Genomic DNA, 20,823 nt, shown 5'->3' with positions numbered 1-20,823 from the left:
AGTCACGGAATGGATTCTATGGTCTGCGCGCGTCGCTTCGCTCCTTGCTCCGCCATAGAATGACGAAGTTGGGGCGGATCAACCAATCCCCGGCGTTTGCGCTGACTTTCACGGACATGAGCGGAAAATCTCACACCAAGACAGACCGCAACCTTCGAAATCGCTTATCGGGGAACTAGGGAAAGTGTGCGCGGTTAGGCTTGCGGCTTCGCCGTAGCTTCCGTCTGGAATTGCGTAAAAACAAAGAGCGGTTCGCCATTTCCGTGAAATGGTGAAACCGTGAAGCGCTTTAACGGCAGCTTGCCGGCGGAGGCAAGCCTTCCGCGCCCTTGAGCACCGAAAACAAAAATGGCCGGAATTCCGGCCATTTTCGATGTTCCTGCCTGTTGGATCGCGTCAGTCGTCGCGATAGACCTTCTCGCGGCGTTCATGGCGCTCCTGCGCCTCGATCGACAACGTCGCGATCGGACGCGCATCGAGCCGCTTCAGCGCGATCGGCTCCCCGGTCTCCTCGCAATAGCCGTAGGTGCCTTCGTCGATGCGCTGGAGCGCGGAGTCGATTTTCGAGATGAGCTTGCGTTGGCGATCGCGGGCGCGCAATTCGATGGCACGGTCGGTTTCGGAGGAGGCGCGATCGGCTAGATCGGGATGATTGGCGTTTTCCTGCTGCAGGATTTCTAGGGTTTCGCGCGCTTCGCGCAGAATGTCGTTCTTCCAGGTGATAAGCTTTTGACGGAAGTACGATTTTTGTCGTTCGTTCATGAACGGCTCGTCTTCGGAGGGTACGTAATTGGCGGTAACGATATCGTTCATTCGACTCACCCAACAACCCCAAAATTTGGCGCCTATATATTCGGGGAAAAGAGCCTGCACAAGCGCTATCGACGACAGTTTCACGCAATTGTTAGTCTTGCATCGGCAACTCCGGCGACAACGTTGTTCAACGGCAGAAAACGAATTCGCACATGATTCGTTGCAGTTGCCGGCCGACCATTGTGCATGACATCGTTCTGGTGACTAATCGCGCTTTGTCACGAAGGCAGCGCCATGGGGGTCCGGTTGAGCAGACTTTATCTGTTGCGGCATGCCAAAGCCGGCTGGGCGCTGCCCGGCATGCGTGATTTCGACCGCCCGCTCGACGAATCGGGCATGGCCGATGCCGAAGCGATCGGAGAGGCCATGCGGGCCCGCAACTATGTGCCGGACGTCACCCTTTGCTCCAGCGCCAAGCGGGCCAGGCAGACGCTGGAAGGCCTGGCGGGGCGCACAGACACCGGCCGGGTGCTGTTCTTCGATACGCTCTACAGCGAGGATGCGGCCGGCTATCTGGAGATCATCCGCAAAAATCGGGACGCCGGCCAGCTTCTGGTGATCGGCCACAACCCCATGACCGAAGATCTGGCCATGGCGGTGTCCGGAAATGGCGAGCAGGCGGCGCGCGGCATGATGAATCATGGTTTTCCGACCTCCGGCCTTGCCGTGGTGCGCTTTCCCGGCAACCTTGCCGAAGCGGCGCAGGGCAATGGCTATCTCGAAGCTTTTCTCACGCCGGCCGACCTCTGAGGCCATTTCAAACGCACGGCCCAGGGCCTATATCGGGCGCTGACGCGCAACCAGAGGCCTGATTTGGCATCATCGCTGACCAGTTTTACCGACGAGGCGAGGATTGCGCTCGACACGTTGTCGGGCCGCGCCGCCGGGCTCTTCTCTCCGTCAATGCGCCTTGGCGTCACCGGCCTGTCGCGCGCCGGCAAGACGGTGTTCATCTCCGCCCTCGTCCACAATCTCATCCATGGCGGTCGCCTGCCGCTGTTCGAGGCGCAGAAATCCGGCCGCATCGCCCGCGCCTTCCTCGAGGAGCAGCCGGACGATGCCGTTCCGCGTTTCCAATATGAAGATCATGTCGCGGCTTTGGTGAACGAGCGCGTCTGGCCGGACTCTACGCGCGCCATCTCCGAGCTCCGGCTCACCATCGAATATGAGTCGGCTTCCGGCTGGAATCGTCTGTTTTCCGCTGGAAAACTGTCGGTCGACATCGTCGATTATCCCGGCGAATGGCTGCTCGACCTGCCGCTGCTCGGCAAATCCTTCGCCGATTTTTCGCGCGAGGCGGTCGAGTTGGCCGCCCTGCCCGTCCGCTGCGACCTGTCGCAGGCCTGGCTTGAGTTGGCCTCCACCATCGATCCCGATGCCGACGCCGACGAGATGACCGCCCGGCGATTGGCCGAAAGCTTTGCCGCCTATCTCAAGGCGTGCAAGCTCGACGACCGCGCGCTGTCGACGCTGCCGCCAGGCCGTTTTCTGATGCCGGGCGATCTCGAAGGCTCGCCGGCGCTCACCTTCGCGCCGCTGCTGACGCTGTCGCAAGGCCGGCCGCGCTCCGGATCCCTGCGGGCGATGATGGAGCGCCGCTACGAGGCCTATAAGACGCATGTCGTCAAACCGTTCTTTCGCGAGCACATCGCCCGCCTCGACCGGCAGATCGTGCTGATCGACGCCATGCAGGCGCTCAATGCCGGCCCGGCCGCGATGGCCGATCTGGAGCGCGCGGTGACCGAGATCCTGTCCTGCTTCCGGCCCGGACGGGGCAATTTCCTGACCGACTTCTTCTCGCGCCGCATCGACCGCATCCTGGTGGCCGCGACCAAGGCGGACCATCTGCACCACGAAAGCCATGACCGGCTGCAGGCGATCGTGCGCCGGCTGACCGACCGCGCCGTCGCGCGGGCGAATTTCAGCGGCGCAGCCGTCGATGTCGTCGCCATGGCCGCCGTTCGCTCGACCCGCGAAGGCACGGTGAAGCAGGGGCGAGAGACACTCCCCGTCATCATCGGCATGCCGCTGAAAAGCGAGACGATCAACGGCGAGACATTCGACGGAAAGACCGAAACCGCCATCTTCCCGGGCGATTTGCCGGAAAAGGTGGATGCCGTGTTCGACATTTCCGGATCGCCGGCGGACAGCGCCGAACCGGCGATCCGCTTCGTGCGTTTCCGCCCGCCGAAGCTTGAACGCACCGCCGAAGGCGTCACGCTGTCCTTGCCGCATATCCGGCTCGACCGCGCGCTACAGTTCCTTATCGGAGATCATCTGGCATGACCGCGTCCCGCAAACCGGCGGCCTTCCGCATCGAGCCTGAGACCGAAGCGCCGCCGCAACCACAGCGAAATAGCGCCGCAGAGGAGCCGCCGGCGCGCAGGCCACGTGCCGCGAGGGGCGATTTAGCGGTCGTGATCCCCTCGGAAGTCGACATCTTCGACGAGCCGGATGTCGAGGCCGCGGTCCCGCCGCCGGCGACAGCACCGAGAAAGCGTTCGCTGCTTTCCCGGCTGTTCTTCGGCGCTCTCGGCGTGCTCGTCTCGCTGGCGGTCGGCCTTTGGGCCGACCAGCTGATCCGCGACCTGTTCGCGCGCGCCGAATGGCTCGGCTGGTTGGCGGCCGGCATGGCGGCGCTCGCGCTGCTTTCGCTGCTCGTCATCCTGATCCGCGAATTCCTCGCCATCGCCCGCCTTGCCGAAGTCGAAAAGATGCAGAAACGGGCCCTCGATGCCGTGGCGCGCGACGACCCCAAGGCGGCGCGCGCCTTGGTCGACGAGCTCTCGGCTTTCGTCGCCGCAAAACCCGAGACCGCCGCCGGCCGCCGTTCGCTCGCCGAATTGCGCGGCGAGATCATCGATGGCGCCAATCTGGTGCGGCTGGCCGAGACCGAGATCCTGTCGCCTCTCGATGCCCGCGCCAAAGTCATGATTCTGGAGGCGGCGAAACGCGTGTCCCTCATAACGGCGGTCAGCCCGCGCGCGCTGGTCGACATCGCCTATGTCGTGTTCGAGGCCGGGCGGCTGATCCGGCGCCTCTCCGAACTCTATGGCGGCCGCCCAGGGACGCTCGGCTTCTTCCGGCTGGCGCGCGGCGTGCTCGCGCATCTGGCGGTGACCGGCTCGATCGCGGTGGGCGACAGTTTCGTGCAGCAGATCGTCGGCCATGGGCTTGCCGCAAAACTCTCGGCAAAACTTGGCGAAGGCGTCGTCAACGGCATGATGACGGCGCGCATCGGCATCGCCGCGATGGAAACCGCCCGCCCCCTGCCGTTCATCGCCGTGAAGCGCCCGGGCCTTGGCGATTTCCTCTCGGCGCTGACGTCGTTCGCGGCACGAAAGAACGGCCAGGACGACCGATAAGGTAAACGCGCGACCCACCGCGGGTGACGAAGCATTAACCAATCTTCTGCATGGTCGGTCCGGTCCCAAGAATAGACTCTTTCGTGCCGGGTGTCGTCGATGAGAAGCGTAATCCTGTCCTGCGTCCTGCCTGCCGCCATTACGATTGCCGCGCCGCTCGGCGTCGTCGAAAAGGCCGTTGGCGCAGAGCCGGACAAGCAGTTTTTCCGCTCCGTCGAAGGCAGATGGGTCGGCCCTGGCGAGATCATCGCCGGCAAGTACAAAGGCACCAAATTCACCTGCGATTTCAATGGCTCGACGCCCGCCAGCAAGCTCGGCATGACGCTTGACGGCGGCTGCAGGGTCGGCGTGTTCACGCAAAAGATGTCGGCCAGCGTCGAGCGCAAGGGGCGCGATGGCTATCGGGGCACCTTCATGGGCGGCTCGACTGAAAGCGGCATGGACATTGTCGGCGGCAATGTCGTCGACGCCCAGAAGGTCGTCTTCACCATCAACCGCAAGCAGTTGAACGGTGTCATGCAGGCGCGTGTGCCCGACGGCAATTCGATGACCGTGACGGTGGCCGTGCGCGTCGACAATCAGCTGGTGCCGGTGATCGGCATGAGCCTGAAGCGGGTCGATTCGGTCGAAGTCGGCGCCATCGCCAAGAACTGATCCGGCAGCCCGCGTCCGCCACCCGCTCCAAGACGGTTCAGGTCAAAGTCGGGAAGTGGCAGGCCACTTTGCGGTCCGGACGATATTCCTTCAGTTCCGGCCGCTCAGAACGGCACCGGTCCGCCGCGATCGGGCATCGCGGATGGAAGCGGCATCCGGACGGAGGCTTCAGCGGGCTCGGCACGTCGCCGGTGAGGATGATGCGCTTGCGCGCGCCCGCAGGCGTCGTCTCGACGATGGGAACCGCCGAGATCAGCGCCTGGCTGTAAGGATGGGCGGGTGTCGCAAAGACCTCCTCCGCCGGGCCCTCCTCGACGATCGAGCCGAGATACATGACGGCGATGCGCGTCGAGACCTGGCGCACTACGGAGAGATCGTGGGCGATGAACACATAGGTGAGCTTCAGCTTCTCCTGCAGATCGGCGAGCAGGTTGACGATCTGGGCCTGCACCGACACGTCGAGCGCGGAGACCGGCTCGTCCAGCACGACAAGGTCGGGGTTCAACGCGATCGCCCGCGCGATGCCGACGCGCTGGCGCTGGCCGCCGGAGAATTCGTGCGGATAGCGCATCATATGGTCCGGCAACAGCCCGACCAGCTCGAACAACTCCGCCACCCGCGCGGCCATCTCCTTGGCCGAAACCTTGCCGTGGATACGCAGCGGCTCGGCGACGAGATCGCCGACGCGCCGGCGCGGATTGAGCGAGGCCGAGGGATCCTGGAAGACCATTTGCAGGCGCCGCCGCAGCGGCCTGAGCTCGGACAGCGACTTCGCGGTGATGTCGTCGCCTTCGAACAGAAGCTTGCCGTCGGTGATGTCGTAGAGCCGCACCAGGCAGCGCGCCAGCGTGGACTTGCCGCATCCTGATTCACCGACAAGGCCGACAGTCTCGCCGCGCCGCACGGTCAGCGAGACGTTGTCCACCGCGTGGACGGTCCGCCTGCCTTCGGCGGAAAACCGGGTGCCGATCGAAAAGCGTTTTGCCAGCGAGCGCGTCTCGAGGATCGGGCGACCTGTGTCAGTCATCAACTCGCTCATGCTTGTGCCACCCGAAAGCATGCGGCGGCATGCGCGCTCGCGCCGAGACCCGGCTTGCCGGCATCGCAAGGCTCGTAGCGGACCGGGCAGCGCGGGCCGAAGGGGCAGCCTTGCGGCAGCCGCAGCAAGGACGGCGGCGAGCCAGGGATGGCCGGCAGGCGGCGCGGTTTCTGGCCGGTCAGCGGCGGGATCGAGCCGAGCAGAGCGCGCGTATAAGGGTGTCGCGGATCGGAAAACAGCTCCGTGCGGGTGCCGCGCTCCACCACGCGGCCGGCATACATGACCATGACGCGGTCGGCGAGCTCGGAGACCACACCCATGTCATGCGTGATGAAGACCACCGCCGACTTGTGCTTCGCCCGCAATTTGCGCACGAGGTCGAGAATGCCGGCCTGCACGGTGACGTCGAGCGCGGTGGTCGGCTCGTCGGCCACCAGCAGCGCCGGATCGCAGGACAAGGCCATCGCGATCACCGCCCGCTGCCGCATGCCGCCGGAAAGCTGGTGCGGATAGCGCGACATCGCCTCGTGCGGGTTGGGAAAATTCACCTCCGCCAGCAACTGCTCGACGCGCTCCATCGCCTTGGACTTGCTTAACCCACGATGCGCCCGAATCTGCTCGGCGATCTGCCAGCCGATCGTGTAGACCGGCGTCAGCGCCGTCATCGGGTCCTGGAAGATCATCGCGATCTCGTTGCCGCGCAGGCGCCTCAGCTCGCGCGTCGGCAGTCCCACCAGTTCGCGGCCCTTGTAGCGGATCGAGCCTTCGATGGTGGCGTTCGGGTCGGTGATAAGCCCCATCACAGCGAGCAGCGACACCGTCTTGCCGGAGCCGGATTCGCCGACGACGCCGAGGATCTCGCTTTCCTCGAGGTCGAAGGAAACGCCGTCGATGGCGCGCACCGGCCCGTCATGGGTGCGGAAGGAGACTTTGAGATCGCGCACCGACAATATCATGATGCCCTCAGGCGCGGATCGAGAAGGATGTAGACGAAATCGACGACCGCGTTGGCGATCACCACGAACATCGAAGCATACATGACCGTCGCCATGATCATCGGCAAATCGAGATTCTGCAGCGCGTCATAGGTGAGCTTGCCGATGCCGTGCAGGCCGAACACGACCTCGGTCAGCAAGGCCGAGCCGCCCACCAGCGCGCCGAAGTCGAGACCGAAAAGGGTGACGAAGGCGATCAGCGAGGTGCGCAGCGCATGGCGAAACAGGATGCGGGTCTCCGACAGGCCCTTGGCGCGGGCGGTGCGGATATAATCTTCCTGCATGGATTCGATGATGGCCGCGCGCAGCACGCGCCCGTAAATGCCGATATAGAGGATGGCGAGCGTGATCCATGGGATGACCAACGTCAGGAACCAGCCCTTGGGATCGTCGGAAAAATTCTTGTAGCCGAGCGGCGGCACCCAGGAGAACGCCCAGCTGTCGTGATAGCGGCTTTGGGTGATCAGGTTCATCACCTCGCCCAGCCAGTAGACCGGCATGGAAATGCCGAGCAGGCCCAGCGCCATCAGAAGCTTGTCCAGCCAGCTGTCGCGGGTGGCCGCGGCGACGATGCCGATGATGATGGAGACGACCACCCACAGGACCGCGGCGCCGAACACCAGCGAAAGCGTCACCGGGATCGAATCCAGCACGGCCGGCACCACCTTCCAGCCGCGATTGACGAAGGAGGTCAGGTCGCCGGTGACGAATATCTTCTCCATCATGCGCGTGTATTGCACGTAGAGCGGCTGGTCGAAGCCGAAGCTGTGGCGAACCGCGGCCAGCACTTCGGGAGAAGCGTTGCGGCCGGCGATGCGCGCGGCGGGATCGGCGCCGGGCGTGGCGAAGAAGATCAGGAAGACGATGACCGAGATGCCGAACATCACGAACAGCATCTGGCCGAAGCGGCGAAGGATGGCATAAAACATCAGTCGCGCCCCAACCGGACCTTGGAGCGCGGGTCGAGCGCATCGCGCAGGCCGTCGCCGAAGACGTTGAGAGCCATGACGGAAACGGCGATCGCCAGGCCAGGCACCAGCGCCACCAGCGGTCGCGTATAGAGCAGCGCCTGCCCGTCCTGGATGATGGTGCCCCAGCTCGCGGCCGGCGGCTGCACGCCGATCGACAGGAACGACAGCGCCGATTCCGTCAGCATGTTCAGCGCCATCATCAGCGGCACGAAGACGATGAGCGTGGTGGTGATGTTGGGCAGGATGTCGCGCCACAGGATGCGCCAGCCCGGCACGCCGAGATTGATCGCGGCGAACACGAACTCGCTGTGGCGCAGCGCCAGGACCTGGCCGCGTATCGGGCGCGCGACATAGGGTATATAGACGATACCTATGATGATGATCGGCAACCATAGGCTACCCGATTGGATCTCGATCGGTCCGATCGCGATGCCTTGCGCGATGGTGACGATGGAAAGCGAAATCGCTAGCAGATAGATCGGGAACGCCCAGAGCACGTCGAGCAAGCGCGACAGCACCGTATCGGTGATGCCGCCGAAATAACCCGCGATCAGTCCCGCCATCGTGCCGACGATCAGCGTGAAGATGGTGGCTGCGCCCGAGATCAAAAGCGAGTTCAGGCCGCCATAGAGCAACCTTGCCATGACGTCGCGGCCCTGGCTGTCGGCGCCGAGGAAATAATTGCCGAGCCGCCATGTCGGACCGATCGGCGTGTAGCCAAGCCCCAGCCCCTCGGTCGACTGTTCCATCACCGGAACGTCGGCGCCGTCGATCTGGATGACGGCGTCGAGCGTCGAGGCGAACGGGTCCGTGCCCGCCCATTTTGCGTAAAGCGGCGCGCTGAAACAGGCGAGAACGATGATGAGGAACACGGCCAGGGACGCCATGGCGGCCCTGTCCGTTGCCAGCTTCGCAAACGCGACGGCCCAGGGCCCTCGCGTCTTGCGCGGCATGGCGGCGACTTGGCTGGACACGATATGTGTTTCCGCGGTTCGTTACTGGACCCAGGCCCCTTACTGCACCCAGGATTGGGTGATAATCCAGTTGAACTGCGGGTTGAATTTGAAATTGCCGATGCGCTTGCTGACGAAATCAAGCCGCTTCGGCGTGAACAGCCCGACCGCCGGCGCCTTGTCGGTGACCTGCTTGTCGATTGCCGCCCACAATTTGTCGGCCGCCTTCTGGTCGGTCACGCCGAGGTCCAGCGCCTTCTGCATCTGGGCGTCGATGTCCTTGTCGCAGAAGCCGGAAATGTTGATCGAGGCGTCCGAGCCTTCGCGATAGGAAGCGCAGCTGAACAGGATGTTCAGGAAGTCCGACGCCGCCGGGTAATCCTTGTACCACTGGGTGACGGACATCTGCACTTTGTTGTTGGTGTTCTGGATATAGGTGAACTGCAGGTTGGACGAGATCGGCTTGACGTCGGCGACATAGCCGATGTTGGTCAGAACGCTCTGCAGATAGACGCCGATCGACCGCGAGATGGCGGTATCCTCGACGATGATGGTCACCTTCTGGCCCTTGGTGCCCGATTCCTCGACGAGCTGCTTGGCCTTCTCGACATCCGGAGCCGACCATTTGGCGCCCGGGTTCTTGGTGAAGGGGCAATAGTCCTCATGTCCGGGGAAGTCCGGCGGCAGGACCTGGCAGACCGGCGAAGCCAGCACCTTGCCGCCGAACAGCTTGACCAGCGTGTTGCGGTCGACGGCATAGGCGACGGCCTGGCGCGCCTTTTCATTGTCGAACGGAGCCATGCGCGTGTTCAGCGGCGCGTACCACCAAGCTGAAAGCGGCGAGATATGCAGCTGGTCCATGGACTTGCTGCCGAGCTCACCGAGGCGGTCGCTGGGCAGCGCGTCGAACATCCAGTCCGCTTCGCCGTTCTGGATCGCCGTCACGGCTGCCTCTTCCGAGAGGCCGAAATCATACTGCACGACATCGGGATAGCCGTCCGGCTGGGCTTCCTCGCTCCACTGCTTGAAATTGGGGTTGCGGGAAACCGTCATGCCCTTGTTGGGATCGAAGGCCGAGATCATGTAGGCGCCGGTGCTGGGGATCGGCTTGGAGCCCATGTCCTCGGCCGGCGTGTCCGACGGCAAGATCACGGCATGCGGCAAGGCAAGCTTGTAGAGGATCTCGGCGTCCGGCTTGATGAGATTGAGAGTGATCGTGCCGGCCGCCTCGTCGGCGACGACGCCGCCTTCCAACGTGCAGCTCTTGGTGTCGGCCAGGCATTTGTCGGCGCCGACAATGCCGGCATAGAAGGTGCCCGAGGTCGGCCCGGAAATCTTGAAGATGCGCTGGAAGGAGGCGACGACGTCCTTCACGCCGAGGTCCTGGCCGTTGGAGAACTTGATGCCCTTGCGCAGCTTGAAGGTGAAGGTCTTGCCGTCATTGCTGACCTCAGGCAGCGCCTCGGCCAAGTCGGGAACGATCGAAAAACCCTCGACGCCCTCGGCCTTGCGGAAGGCGACCAGGCCGTCATAGATCGGCTGGTACATCTGCCAGCCCTGGTCCGTGTAGTTGATGTGCGGATCGAGCGTTCCGGCCGCCGACCGGGCGAGAAGGCGAATGGTGCCGCCCCGGTGTTCCTTGAGATATTCGGCATGCGCCGGAGCGAGCCACGAGCCGGCCAGCAATGCCGCGGCCGCCAAAAGCAGTTTCTTCATGTCGTCATTCCCCTTTTCTGTTGTCGTTGTCGTCCAGGAAGTCTCCCACCACACGCATGCAGAGCTCCTGCTCCTCGACATGCGGCATGTGGCTGGAATGCTCGAATATCTGCCAGAGCGATCCCTTGATGCCGTCCTTGAAGGGCTGCACGGTCGCGGGCGTGGCTTCGTCGTAACGGCCGGAGATGAGAAGTGTGGGAACCTCAATGGCCGACAGTCGGTCGATGACGCTCCAGCTCTTCAGCGTGCCGATGACGTGGAATTCGTTCGGCCCGTTCATCACATTGTAGACGGTCGGATTGCGTACGATCTGGGCGAAGGTTTCCGTCACCTCGGGCGGGAACGGCACGACCCGGCAGACATGCTGTTCGTAGAACCGCATCGTCGCTTCCTGGTAGGCCGGATCGTCCGTCGTGCCGGCCTGTTCGTGACGGGTCAACGTGTCCTGCACGTCCTGGGGCAGATCGGCGCGCAGCCGGTTGGCTTCCTCGACCCAGAGCTTCATGGACGCCGGCGAATTGGCGATGGTCAGCGACTTCAGGCCCTTCGGCCGGGTCACGCCATATTCGGCACCCAGCATGCCGCCCCAGCTTTGACCCAGCACATGGAAGCCGCCGCGGATGCCGAGATGGTCGACGAGATTTTCCAGCTCATCGATGAAGAGTTGGGGCGTCCAGAAATCGGCGCCCTTTTCCGGCAGCAAGGTGGAATTGCCGCAGCCCAACTGGTCGTAGTGGATGACGGCGCGGCCGTCCCTGGCAAGAAGCTTATAGGCGTCGACGTAATTATGGGCGGCGCCCGGCCCACCATGCAGGATCACGACCGGGGCCTTGCCGGCATCGAGCGCGCCGCTGATCCGGTACCAGGTTTCGTAGGCGCCGAAGCCGGCCCGCCCTTCCTTGCTGACGATCTCGGACGGCATCCCGGCTCCCTCAGTGGTTGAAGACATTTCGTTGCCGCCTAGTTCGCCGCCCGGCCGGACTGCACCCATTCTTCCAGCATCTGCACGCCGAAGGCCGTGGCGCCCTCCCGGCCCAGCGGCCGGTCCTTGTCGGCCATTTCCTTGCCGGCTATGTCGAGATGCACCCAGGGGCGGTCTTCGGTGAAATTGCGCAGGAAGGCCGCGGCATAGGGCGCGTCGCCGTCTTCCATGTCCTTGGCGTGATGCCGGATATCGGCGAAGGGCGATTGCAGCCCCTCGTCATAGGCCCGGTCGAGCGGCAGCTGCCAGAACCGCTCGCCGACCTTTTCCCCCGCCGCGATCATGCGCGAGGCGATGGTGTCGTCGGTGCTGAAAAGGCCGGCGAAGACCGAGCCGAGGCCGCGCATCACCGAATAGGTCAGCGTGGCAAGGTCGACGATCACCGAGGGGTTGAAGCGCGAAGCGGCATAATAGAGGCAGTCGGCCAGGATCAGCCGGCCTTCCGCATCCGTGTCGAACACTTCCACGGTCTGCCCCGACGCCGTCGTGATGATATCGCGCGGCTTGAGCGCGGTGCCGGACGGCATGTTCTCGGCAATGCCGAGCACGCCGACGGCATGCACCGGACTGCCTTGCCGGGCGAGCGCGATCAGCAGGCCGACCACGGCGGCCGCGCCGCCCATATCGGCCTTCATGTCGAACATCTGCTCGCCGCGCTTTATGCACAGGCCGCCGGAATCGAAGCAGACGCCCTTGCCGACGAAAGCCAGCGGCTGCGCGGGAGCGCCCTTGCCGCGATAGCGCAGGACCGCGACGCGCGGCGGTCGCGCCGAGCCGGAGCCGACGGCCAGGATCGCATTCATGCCGAGCTCCTTCAGCCGCGCCGTGTCGAGGATCTCGACATCGATGCCGGCCTCGTGCAGCGGCTCCAGGTGGTCATGGAAATTGTCGGGGTGGAGATGGTTCGGCGGCAGGTTGACCAGGGTGCGCGCATATTCGACGCCGTCGGCGATGGCATTGACCCGCGCCAGCGCCGCCTTCAGCTCCGGGCCGGCCGCGCCGATCAATTGCACCCGCAAAGTGCGGTCGGCGCCGGCTCCCTGACGCCGGTTGCGCAGGTCGAAACGATAGCGCCGCAGCCGCATGCCGAGCGCGACTCGCGCCAGTATTTCCGCTGCGGGCAGGTCGACACCGGCGAGCGGGTCCAGCATCAGGGTGGCCGCGCATTCGCCCTTGCCTTCCAGATGCGCCGCAAGCAAACCGCCGGCCCGCGCCAGGGAAAGCGTGGTTACAGCCGAGGCATTGCCCAAAGCCAGCACCACCACGCGCCGGGCCGACATGGCCTTGGGGGCGATGACATCGACACAGGCGCCGGACTCCTCAAGCGCGCCCGGCTCGGAACACGCGCGGGACAAGATCCCGTCCATTTCAGCATCGAGTGCCCCTGTCCGCGGCCCAAAACCTGTTTGAGCGGTTTGCAGGATCACGACGACCGAGGCTTCCGCGGAAATCTCGTCAGCCGCTTCAAAGACCGGCACCGGCGACTGAGGCATAAAAGCTCGTTCTCCCATTCTGGGGCGCCCCGCCGAGGCTCAGCTTGACATCATACGCAAAGCTTCGCCGGTCCCCGGTGGAAACCGGTCAGGCCGGTTCGCGCCGTTGGGGAATGGTATCGGAGTACCCAAATAATTGTATTCTGACGGCGACTTGGTCGCTCTTGCCTTTTGGGTATCCCCGAACCGGCCGGGCGATCAAACGCCAATTTTGCCCAAGTCGATTGACAAAAACTCAACTGACATTTCATGATTGGCCAATGGCCCTGCCCTCACTCAATGGCATGCGCGCTTTCGAGGCCGCCGCGCGCCTCGGCAGCATCAAGGATGCAGCCGAGGAGCTGCATTTGACGCCTTCGGCCGTCAGCCGCCACATCCGCGCGCTCGAGAAGAACCTTGGCCAGGATCTGTTCGAGCGCGGCTTTCGCCAGATCACACCGACCATCAGGGGCTCATATTATGCGCGCGGCCTCTCCGAAGCATTCGAGGCCATCTGGCGCGCCACCGACGATGTCAGCTTCGTCCATGGTCACGGCAGGACCCAGCGGGTCAGGGTGCTCTGCGTGCCGGCGGTCCTGAACCTTTGGCTGGCGGACCGGCTGCCGAATTTCCGCAAGCTGCATCCGTCCGTGGACCTGGAGATCTCGACATCGGGCAAGCGCGCCAACTTCGATTTGGCCATTGTCGACGAGTTCGTCTACAAGGCCGGCCCGGCCCTGACGCTGCTGATCCCGCTGGTTCTGACGCCGGTCTGCGCGCCGTCGCTGCTTGAGGGACCGGTGCCGCTCAGAACGCCCGCCGATCTCGTCAATCATCACCTGATCCACGAATGCGAGAGCATGCGCTGGCGGCGCTGGCTGGAGCAGGAAGGCGTTCTGGACGCCACGCCCAAATCCAGCACGACGCTCGATGACTGCACCTTGATCATGCGCGAGGTGATAAACGGCGCGGGGATCGCTTTGGCCGACACCATGATGGCGCAGGACCTTTTGCAGCAAGGCAAGCTTGTCGCCCCGTTCAGCGCCCGCCATACCTATCCCGCCGGAATCTACCTGCACCAGCGCCGCAGCATCGGAAACAAGCCAGGCACCGGCCTGTTCCAGGACTGGCTGCTCGCCGAGATCGCCGACCATAAGCGCGCGATGGGTATCGCGTAGCGCGTCTCCTCCGAAGCGCCGCGTAAGAAAAAGGCGGCGGCAACGTCGCGGCGATCCGGATATAGGCTGCCCAGGTCAGCCGGAGCAAGGTTCAGTCGCCGCGAGGCTGTAGGAGTGCCAGCGCGGCTGTCGCCATGGCAAGAACGACGGTAAGGGTCAAAGGTCCCGTGGCGCCATGGGTATCCACGACATAGCCGCCGACAACCGCGCCGATGGTGATGGCAACCTGGAAGGAGACGACCATCAGGCTACCCGCAGCTTCCAGCGCATCAGGTGCCGCGCGGGACAGGTTGGTCGGCAGCACGACCGGCGCCATGCCGAAGGCCAATCCCCAAAGCGCGACGAATCCGAAGGCGACGCCAATGTGCACGCCCCAAAGCACCAGTGCCAGCGCCGAAAACGCCATCAACACGGCGGTGCCCACGAGAGCCATGCGGATATTGGCGTCGGCCATACGGCCGCCAGCGACGTTGCCGATCACAGCCGCGATGCCAAATCCGAGCAGGGCCAGGGCAATTGGCCCGGTGGCGAGGAGCGTCACGTGTTCGAGGAAGGGGCGCACATAAACAGAGCCGGCAAAATGCCCCGTCATCAGCAAAAGAATGGCCAGCATACCGAGTTGAATGCCGCGCCGCCGTGTCAGCCGAAATACGTCAGCCAGACTATTGCTGGCCGTCGCAGCCAAGGTCGGCAGGCTCAGCAATTGCAGCAGCATGGCAACTACGGCCAGCCCCGCTGTCATGGCCATGGCGCTGCGCCAACCCAGCCAGTCGCTGATCAACGCTCCCATTGACGGGGCGGCGATGGTGGCGAGCGAGACGCCGAGGGTGACGATGCCCATGCCCCGACCTGTCGCGTTGGCGCCAACCAGCCTGGCCACGACGGCAACCGAGAGTGCCCAGAATGCGCTGAGAGCGATTCCGAGCCCGGCCCTGCCCAGCAGCAACAGCCAGAAATTGGGCGCCAGCGCGGCAAGGAGGTTGGAACCGACCGCCAAGGCGCTGAGGCCAACCAGCACGGTCTTGCGGTTCAATCGGCCAATGAGAACATTGCTCAACATGGCCGTCACCGCGCCGACCGAAGCCGTGGCGGTGACGACCTGTCCGGCGGTTCCTTCGCTGATGCCGAGGTCCCGCGCCATCGGCGTCAGCAGGCCTGCCGGCAGGAATTCGGCCGAGACCAGAGCAAAGCTGGTGGCCGCCAATGAAATGACCGCAAACCAGGTGGCTGCGTTCCACGGGGCCGGCGCGGCGTCGTCGAGGTCTATCGCCGCGTCTTCAAGCTGTAATGTTGTGTCTGTCACTGAAAGATCTCCAAAGTCTGGAGGTCTTCAATAGACGAGTCTTCTCGGATGATATGTACCTTATAATCCGAAATTCATGTCCGTTCGTCCGGGAATTGTGCGACGCACAACGCCTGGCGAGACATTGGTGATGCGTTTGAACGCGCGCGCGAAGGATGCTTCGCTATCGTAGCCCAAACGGGTAGCGACCTCGGCAACCGACAGGCCGTTTTGCCCGAGAAGCTCGCGGGCAAGTTGCATCCGCAGACGGGCGAGATAGTGGGCAGCGCCCTCCCCTAACACAGCGCTGAAGCGCTCGGCGAAAATCGAGCGCGATTGGCCTGCCAGGCCGGCAAGGCTTTCCAGGGTCCAGTTATGGCCGGGGTCTCGGTGCATGGCTGCCAGCGCGCGGCCGATATGGGGGTCACGGATGGCTGCAAGCCACCCGGTGGTCGAAGCTCCAGTGCAATTGACCCAGCAGCGGATAAGCCGGGCCGTCAGCAAGTCCGCCATACGGGACAGAATCGTGGCGCTGCCCATCTGCGGTTGCGCGGCCTCGGCCGTCATAGCCGCCAGCAAAGGACCGACGACCGGATCGTTGCCGGCCACATCGCACCCTTTGATAATTGATGGCATCAACGTGATCAGTGGATTGAGCGCATAGGCGCCCAGGGCCATGGAGCCGCAGAAAAGGGTGCTTGTCGCGCCCGTCCCTTCCCGCACCACCTCACAGACATTGCTCCCCAACTTGGTCACATGGCAACTCTCGAGCGAGTCGCCGACAACGTCCGGCGCACTGGCCAGCCGATGGGCGATGCCTTGCGGCAGCAGCACCAGATCGCCGTCGCGCAACTCCTGCCAGCCTTCCGCTTCGGTATAGATCCAGCATGGACCCTGGCCGACAAAGTGAAAGCGAAGCAGCTTCTGTTGCGGAAAGGCGATGCTCCATGGATGCCGGAGCTCGCAGCGGCCATAGTTGACCCCACTCAAGCGAAAGTCCTGTAGGACTTCGCTGAGCGCATCCATCGGGATATGTAGGGGCGGGCGGGACGAATAGTCAGGCATTCGGCTATTGTATATGCCGAACGTCCGGCAGGCAAGCGGAGGCCGCTTCCACGGCACCCTACCCTTCAAGTCAGTCCGCCCGCCCTTGCCTCTCGCTCCCGGGGCATGCAAGGAGTGCTTCGAGCAACGGGACGACAGGCATGGCAGTTGAAGCGTCGAGCAGCGATCTGGTGCAGGTTGTGGCGCTGCTCGCCGCGGGCGTCGTCGCCGTGCCGATCTTCAAGCGCATGGGGCTGGGCTCGATCCTCGGCTACCTCGCCGCCGGCGTGGTCATCGGTCCGTTCGGCCTGCGCATCTTTTCCGAATCGGAAGCGATCCTCCATGTCGCCGAGCTCGGCGTCGTCATGTTCCTGTTCATCATCGGGCTGGAGATGCAGCCGTCGCGGCTCTGGGGCCTGCGCCGCGAGATCTTCGGACTCGGCGCGCTGCAGGTCGGCGTCTGCGCGGTCCTGCTCACTCTCGTCGGACTAGCCGGAGGCTTCCCCATCGCGCAGTCCTTCGTCGCCGGCGCCGGCTTCGTCCTGACATCGACGGCGATCGTCATGCAACTGCTCGAAGAGCGCGGCGAGATCGCCACGCCGAAAGGTCAGCGCATCGTCTCCATCTTGCTGCTCGAAGACCTGATGATCGTGCCGCTGCTCGCGCTGGTGGCGTTCCTTGCGCCCGGCGGCGCCGAGACCAGTTTTTCAGAGCGGCTGACCGAAGTCGGGATCGGCATCGCCGCGATCGTGGGGCTGGTCGTGGCCGGCCGTTACCTGCTCAATCCGCTCTTCCGCATCCTGGCCGACGCCCGCGCCCGCGAAGTCATGACCGCCGCGGCGCTGCTGGTGGTGCTGGGTTCGGCCCTGGCAATGCAGCTCTCCGGCCTGTCGATGGCAATGGGCGCTTTCCTCGCCGGCGTTCTCTTGTCGGAATCGACCTTCCGCCACCAGCTCGAAGCCGATATCGAGCCCTTCCGCGGCATCCTCCTCGGCCTGTTCTTCCTCGCCGTCGGCATGTCGCTCGACCTTGGCGTCGTAGCCAAAAACTGGCGGCTCATCGCCATCTATGTCGTCGCCTACATGGTCATGAAGGCATTCGGCATTTACGTCGTCGCGCGCATTCTGAAGAGCGGCCATCGCGAGGCGCTCGAACGCGCCGTCTTCATGGCGCAGGGCGGCGAGTTCGCCTTCGTGCTCTATTCTTCCGCTGCCGCGGTCGGCATCATCGACGGCCAGGCCAACGCCACGCTGACTGCCATCGTCATCATCTCAATGGTGCTGACGCCGCTCGCGATCGTAGCGCTCCGTTACCTCACCCCGCGAGACGAGCAGTCGCTCGACGGCGTCGACATTGCCGACGGCCTCACCGGCAGCGTGCTGATCATCGGCTTCGGCCGCTTCGGCCAGATCGCCAGCCAGCCGCTTTTGCTGCGCGGGATGGACGTCTCGATCATCGATAACGAGGTGGAGATGATCCAGGCGGCGGCCGATTTCGGCTTCAAGGTCTATTACGGCGACGGCACGAGGCTGGACATCCTGCATGCGGCCGGCGCCGGGCGCGCCCGCGCGGTGCTGATCTGCGTCGACAAGCCGGACGCCGCCGTGCGCATAACTCAGCTGATCAAGGCCGAATTCCCGCTGGTCACCATCCTGGCGCGCGCCTTCGACCGCGGCACCGCGCTGCAGCTCGTGCGCGCCGGCGTCGACTATCAGCTGCGCGAGACCTTCGAATCGGCGCTGGTCTTCGGCGGCTCCGCGCTGGAGGCGCTGGGCGTCGATCCCGAGGAGGTCGCCGAAGTCATGGAGGATGTGCGGCGCCGTGACGAAGCGCGCTTCGAGACGCAATTGGCCGAGGGCGTGCGCGCCGGCCAGCGTTTCCTCAAAGGCAATATCGGCACGCCGATCCCGACGCCGCTCACGCAGCCACGCCGCGCCGGCCGGGCGCTGAACCAGGAAACCGCCGTCGTGCTGAACCAGGCAGAGACGAAGAACTGAGGGGCAAATATGGCAGAGCTTGATCCGCGAGCGCTTTCGGTCATCACATTCTGGCGCGATGCCGGCGAGGACGCCTGGTTCGAGAAGAACGACGCCTTCGACGCCGATTTCCGCAGCCGCTTTCTCGAGCTGCATTACGCCGCCGCGCGGCGCGAATGCGACGACTGGAATGCGCATGCCGAAGGATCGCTGGCGCTGATGATCCTGCTCGATCAGTTCCCGCGCAACTGCTTCCGCGGCACCGGCCACATGTACGCGACCGATCCGCTCGCGAGATACTTCGCCGACAGGGCGATTGCCGCCGGTCAGGACCTCGAGCTGGAAGAACTGTTTCGCGTCTTTCTCTATCTGCCCTTCGAGCATTCCGAAGTGCTGGCGGACCAGGAAAGGTCGGTCGAGCTCACAATCGCCAAGGCGCCCGACTATCTGAAATATGCCGAGGAGCACCTGGAGATTATCCGGCGCTTCGGACGCTTCCCGCATCGCAACCGGATGCTTGGCCGCGCGACGACGGCCGAGGAGCAGGCATTTTTGGACGGCGGCGGTTTTTCCGGCTGACCGGCCGGCTTTGGAGCAATTCCAGGAAAAGCGTGAGCGGTTTTCCGTCCGGAATTGCGACAATGCAAAATCAGCCGAGCCACCATTCGCGGCCCGAAGGCAGCCGCTCGATGCCGGACGTGTCGACGGCTTTGAGCCGTTCCGACACGCTCCTGCCACCGACCGAAAGCCCTGGCGCGACCTCCGCCAGGGGCGCCAGCACGAAGGCACGCTCCAGCATGCGCGGATGCGGCACTTCGAGCCCGGTCTCGTGGATCACCCGGTCGCCGAACACCAGGATGTCGATATCGATTAGGCGCGGCCCCCAGCGCTCCTCGCGCACGCGCTTCAACCGCCGCTCGACATCGAGGCAAAGCTCGAGCAGCGCGCGTGGCGAAAGCGCCGTCTCGATCGCGGCGGCGGCGTTGAGGAAATCGGGCTGGTCGAGCTTGCCCCAGGGCGGCGTGCGGTAAATCGAGGACACGGCGGTGACGCGCGTCGCGTCGTCGCCGTCCAGCATGCGCAATGCCGCGCCCATGGACTTCGCCGGGTCGCCGAGATTGCCGCCGAGACTGAGGTAGACGGCGCTATTCTGGCCAGACAACGGTCACCTCGACATGATCGAGCACGCCCGGCACCGGGGCGTTCGGCTTGCGCACGGTGATCGCGGCTTTCCTGATCTGGGAGAATCGCGCCGTCAGCGCCTTCGCCACCTCCAGCGCCAGAGCCTCGATCAGGAAGCGGCGATGTCCGGTCACGATCTTTTCGATGACCGAGAAGGCCACACCGTAATTGACGGTGTCCTCGATGGAATCCTCCGTCAGCGGCCGGCTCGGCTCGACCGTCAGCTCGGCATCGACGTAGAAACGCTGGCCAAGCGTCTCCTCCTCGTCCAGCACGCCGTGGCGGGCGAAGAAGGCGCAGTTCTTCATGCGGATGAGGTACATGATCAGTGTCCGGGAGGAAGCTCGGTTTCGCGTTGAAGCATAGCATCGGTCACCGCCAGCGCATCCACGTTGATTGCGACATCGTGGACGCGAAACAGGTCGGCTCCCTTCAAGCGCAGGATGACGCTGGTGGCCGCCGTGCCGGCAGCCCTTTCCGCGGGACCGCGCCCGGTGGCGGTGCCGATGAAGCGCTTGCGCGAGGTTCCGGCCATCAACGGGTAGCCGAGCGCCTGAAGCTCGGAAAACCGCGCCATCAGGTCGAGGTTTTCCTCCGCCGTTTCCTTGGCGAAGCCGAAGCCGGCATCGAGCACGATCTGGCTGTCGGCGACATTGCCGGCGCGCGCGATCTCCAGCGATTTGCGCAGGAACAGGAACTGGTCCTCGATCACGTCGGGCAGCTTCTGCCGTTCGCGCCCGGTATGCATGATGACGAGCCCGGCGCCTGTCTCGGCGGCGACGCGCGCGATGCCCGGCTCACGCTGCAGCCCCCAGACGTCGTTGACGATATGGGCGCCGGCGGCGACGCCAAGCCGCGCGGTGTCCTCGCGATAGGTGTCGACCGAGATCAGTGCCTCGCCGGAAGCGGCGAGCGCCGCGATGACCGGCAGCACGCGCCCCTGCTCTTCCTCGGCGGAGATCGGGGCGAAACCGGGCCGCGTCGATTCCCCGCCGACGTCGATGATCGCCGCGCCTTCCTTGACCATGCGGCGCGCCTGCTCCAGCGCCTTCTCGGGCGCGGCGAACAGGCCGCCATCCGAAAAACTGTCGGGCGTCACGTTGAGGATGCCAACGACGACCGCCTTCGGACCGAGGTCCAGATAGCGCCCATGAGCCAGCTGCCACCGCCTTGTCGTCATTGTCCATCAACCATGCGTGAT

General features: G+C 64.3%; 21 protein-coding genes. 7 read left to right on the top strand and 14 right to left on the bottom strand.

Translation table 11 applies throughout. The features are described 5' to 3' along the window. Positions 1-194: 194 nt before the first annotated feature. Both FJ425_RS31725 and dksA read right to left on the bottom strand, forming a co-directional pair. Complete coding sequence (locus FJ425_RS31725) at positions 195-368, bottom strand: hypothetical protein (RefSeq protein WP_181176076.1); 174 nt, start codon at positions 366-368, stop codon at positions 195-197. A gap of 28 nt (positions 369-396) precedes the next feature. Beyond that, entirely contained in the window at positions 397-813 is a 417-nt protein-coding gene (dksA, locus tag FJ425_RS27380; RefSeq protein WP_095765270.1) for an RNA polymerase-binding protein DksA, read from the bottom strand. A 246-nt stretch (positions 814-1,059) separates the two neighbouring features. On the opposite strand from dksA, the gene FJ425_RS27375 reads away from it, so the two are divergent. The 4 genes from FJ425_RS27375 to FJ425_RS27360 all read left to right on the top strand — a co-directional run bounded on the left by FJ425_RS27375 (position 1,060) and on the right by FJ425_RS27360 (position 4,832). Beyond that, positions 1,060-1,563, top strand: coding sequence for a histidine phosphatase family protein (locus tag FJ425_RS27375; protein WP_140542774.1), 504 nt, complete (start codon positions 1,060-1,062; stop codon positions 1,561-1,563). A gap of 63 nt (positions 1,564-1,626) precedes the next feature. Continuing rightward, positions 1,627-3,099 carry a YcjX family protein gene (locus tag FJ425_RS27370; RefSeq protein ID WP_140727348.1) on the top strand — a complete coding sequence of 491 codons (1,473 nt, stop codon included), beginning with the start codon at positions 1,627-1,629 and terminating at the stop codon, positions 3,097-3,099. After that, positions 3,096-4,178, top strand: a complete 1,083-nt coding sequence (locus tag FJ425_RS27365; protein ID WP_140727346.1) for a TIGR01620 family protein — start codon at positions 3,096-3,098, stop codon at positions 4,176-4,178. Before FJ425_RS27370 ends, FJ425_RS27365 begins: the two co-directional genes overlap by 4 nt. A gap of 99 nt (positions 4,179-4,277) precedes the next feature. After that, positions 4,278-4,832, top strand: coding sequence for a hypothetical protein (locus FJ425_RS27360; protein ID WP_181176074.1), 555 nt, complete (start codon positions 4,278-4,280; stop codon positions 4,830-4,832). 37 nt (positions 4,833-4,869) lie between these two features. On the opposite strand, the gene FJ425_RS27355 is transcribed toward FJ425_RS27360, so the two are convergent. From FJ425_RS27355 to FJ425_RS27325, 7 genes are read right to left on the bottom strand one after another with little or no spacing between them, the layout of a single operon-like run. After that, positions 4,870-5,859, bottom strand: coding sequence for a dipeptide ABC transporter ATP-binding protein (locus FJ425_RS27355; protein ID WP_140727342.1), 990 nt, complete (start codon positions 5,857-5,859; stop codon positions 4,870-4,872). Positions 5,860-5,867: 8 nt separating this feature from the next. After that, positions 5,868-6,827 carry an ABC transporter ATP-binding protein gene (locus FJ425_RS27350; RefSeq protein WP_140727340.1) on the bottom strand — a complete coding sequence of 320 codons (960 nt, stop codon included), beginning with the start codon at positions 6,825-6,827 and terminating at the stop codon, positions 5,868-5,870. Beyond that, entirely contained in the window at positions 6,824-7,795 is a 972-nt protein-coding gene (locus FJ425_RS27345) for an ABC transporter permease (protein WP_140627694.1), read from the bottom strand. The genes FJ425_RS27350 and FJ425_RS27345 overlap by 4 nt, the downstream gene beginning before the upstream one ends. Beyond that, positions 7,795-8,811, bottom strand: coding sequence for an ABC transporter permease (locus FJ425_RS27340; protein ID WP_095765265.1), 1,017 nt, complete (start codon positions 8,809-8,811; stop codon positions 7,795-7,797). The genes FJ425_RS27345 and FJ425_RS27340 overlap by 1 nt, the downstream gene beginning before the upstream one ends. A gap of 39 nt (positions 8,812-8,850) precedes the next feature. Beyond that, positions 8,851-10,506: an ABC transporter substrate-binding protein gene (locus tag FJ425_RS27335; protein ID WP_140727338.1), complete on the bottom strand. Its 1,656-nt coding sequence runs from the start codon at positions 10,504-10,506 to the stop codon at positions 8,851-8,853. A 4-nt stretch (positions 10,507-10,510) separates the two neighbouring features. After that, a complete protein-coding gene (locus FJ425_RS27330) occupies positions 10,511-11,428 on the bottom strand; it encodes a proline iminopeptidase-family hydrolase (protein WP_140628209.1) in 918 nt (305 codons plus the stop codon). Between the two features lie 38 nt (positions 11,429-11,466). Continuing rightward, positions 11,467-12,981: a leucyl aminopeptidase gene (locus tag FJ425_RS27325; RefSeq protein WP_140727336.1), complete on the bottom strand. Its 1,515-nt coding sequence runs from the start codon at positions 12,979-12,981 to the stop codon at positions 11,467-11,469. A 260-nt stretch (positions 12,982-13,241) separates the two neighbouring features. On the opposite strand from FJ425_RS27325, the gene FJ425_RS27320 reads away from it, so the two are divergent. Then, positions 13,242-14,138, top strand: a complete 897-nt coding sequence (locus FJ425_RS27320; RefSeq protein ID WP_140694886.1) for a LysR substrate-binding domain-containing protein — start codon at positions 13,242-13,244, stop codon at positions 14,136-14,138. 91 nt (positions 14,139-14,229) lie between these two features. On the opposite strand, the gene FJ425_RS27315 is transcribed toward FJ425_RS27320, so the two are convergent. Beyond that, entirely contained in the window at positions 14,230-15,441 is a 1,212-nt protein-coding gene (locus FJ425_RS27315; RefSeq protein WP_140727334.1) for an MFS transporter, read from the bottom strand. A 60-nt stretch (positions 15,442-15,501) separates the two neighbouring features. Next, a complete protein-coding gene (locus tag FJ425_RS27310; RefSeq protein WP_140727333.1) occupies positions 15,502-16,485 on the bottom strand; it encodes an AraC family transcriptional regulator in 984 nt (327 codons plus the stop codon). 140 nt (positions 16,486-16,625) lie between these two features. On the opposite strand from FJ425_RS27310, the gene FJ425_RS27305 reads away from it, so the two are divergent. Then, positions 16,626-18,461, top strand: coding sequence for a monovalent cation:proton antiporter-2 (CPA2) family protein (locus FJ425_RS27305; RefSeq protein WP_140727331.1), 1,836 nt, complete (start codon positions 16,626-16,628; stop codon positions 18,459-18,461). 9 nt (positions 18,462-18,470) lie between these two features. Further along, positions 18,471-19,019 (top strand): DUF924 family protein, encoded by a 549-nt coding sequence (locus FJ425_RS27300; protein WP_140542787.1) that lies wholly within the window; start codon positions 18,471-18,473, stop codon positions 19,017-19,019. Between the two features lie 70 nt (positions 19,020-19,089). On the opposite strand, the gene folK is transcribed toward FJ425_RS27300, so the two are convergent. Genes folK through folP form a run of 3 tightly spaced genes read right to left on the bottom strand, consistent with a single transcriptional unit; the run spans position 19,090 to position 20,802 of the window. Continuing rightward, the gene (gene folK, locus FJ425_RS27295; protein ID WP_140727329.1) at positions 19,090-19,602 is read right to left on the bottom strand and encodes a 2-amino-4-hydroxy-6-hydroxymethyldihydropteridine diphosphokinase; all 513 of its coding nucleotides are present in this window, start codon (positions 19,600-19,602) and stop codon (positions 19,090-19,092) included. Further along, positions 19,586-19,945 carry a dihydroneopterin aldolase gene (gene folB, locus FJ425_RS27290; protein ID WP_095765255.1) on the bottom strand — a complete coding sequence of 120 codons (360 nt, stop codon included), beginning with the start codon at positions 19,943-19,945 and terminating at the stop codon, positions 19,586-19,588. The genes folK and folB overlap by 17 nt, the downstream gene beginning before the upstream one ends. 2 nt (positions 19,946-19,947) lie before the next feature. Continuing rightward, positions 19,948-20,802, bottom strand: coding sequence for a dihydropteroate synthase (folP, locus tag FJ425_RS27285; RefSeq protein WP_140727327.1), 855 nt, complete (start codon positions 20,800-20,802; stop codon positions 19,948-19,950). Positions 20,803-20,823 lie beyond the last annotated feature (21 nt).

The sequence above is a fragment of the Mesorhizobium sp. B2-7-2 genome (assembly GCF_006440775.1).
GTDB lineage: Bacteria > Pseudomonadota > Alphaproteobacteria > Rhizobiales > Rhizobiaceae > Mesorhizobium.
This window is presented reverse-complemented; position numbering and strand designations above follow the sequence as displayed.

Bases quoted from the DNA above. Each gene is read 5' to 3' on its own strand.
- FJ425_RS27345 (WP_140627694.1), bottom strand. From the start codon at position 7,795: ATGTTTTATGCCATCCTTCGCCGCTTCGGCCAGATGCTGTTCGTGATG.
- FJ425_RS27360 (WP_181176074.1), top strand. From the start codon at position 4,278: ATGAGAAGCGTAATCCTGTCCTGCGTCCTGCCTGCCGCCATTACGATT.
- FJ425_RS27330 (WP_140628209.1), bottom strand. From the start codon at position 11,428: ATGCCGTCCGAGATCGTCAGCAAGGAAGGGCGGGCCGGCTTCGGCGCC.
- dksA (WP_095765270.1), bottom strand. From the start codon at position 813: ATGAACGATATCGTTACCGCCAATTACGTACCCTCCGAAGACGAGCCG.
- FJ425_RS27365 (WP_140727346.1), top strand. From the start codon at position 3,096: ATGACCGCGTCCCGCAAACCGGCGGCCTTCCGCATCGAGCCTGAGACC.
- FJ425_RS27350 (WP_140727340.1), bottom strand. From the start codon at position 6,827: ATGATATTGTCGGTGCGCGATCTCAAAGTCTCCTTCCGCACCCATGAC.
- FJ425_RS31725 (WP_181176076.1), bottom strand. From the start codon at position 368: ATGGCCGGAATTCCGGCCATTTTTGTTTTCGGTGCTCAAGGGCGCGGA.
- FJ425_RS27320 (WP_140694886.1), top strand. From the start codon at position 13,242: ATGGCCCTGCCCTCACTCAATGGCATGCGCGCTTTCGAGGCCGCCGCG.
- FJ425_RS27310 (WP_140727333.1), bottom strand. From the start codon at position 16,485: ATGCCTGACTATTCGTCCCGCCCGCCCCTACATATCCCGATGGATGCG.
- FJ425_RS27355 (WP_140727342.1), bottom strand. From the start codon at position 5,859: ATGACTGACACAGGTCGCCCGATCCTCGAGACGCGCTCGCTGGCAAAA.
- FJ425_RS27305 (WP_140727331.1), top strand. From the start codon at position 16,626: ATGGCAGTTGAAGCGTCGAGCAGCGATCTGGTGCAGGTTGTGGCGCTG.
- FJ425_RS27325 (WP_140727336.1), bottom strand. From the start codon at position 12,981: ATGCCTCAGTCGCCGGTGCCGGTCTTTGAAGCGGCTGACGAGATTTCC.
- FJ425_RS27335 (WP_140727338.1), bottom strand. From the start codon at position 10,506: ATGAAGAAACTGCTTTTGGCGGCCGCGGCATTGCTGGCCGGCTCGTGG.
- FJ425_RS27300 (WP_140542787.1), top strand. From the start codon at position 18,471: ATGGCAGAGCTTGATCCGCGAGCGCTTTCGGTCATCACATTCTGGCGC.
- folP (WP_140727327.1), bottom strand. From the start codon at position 20,802: ATGACGACAAGGCGGTGGCAGCTGGCTCATGGGCGCTATCTGGACCTC.
- folB (WP_095765255.1), bottom strand. From the start codon at position 19,945: ATGTACCTCATCCGCATGAAGAACTGCGCCTTCTTCGCCCGCCACGGC.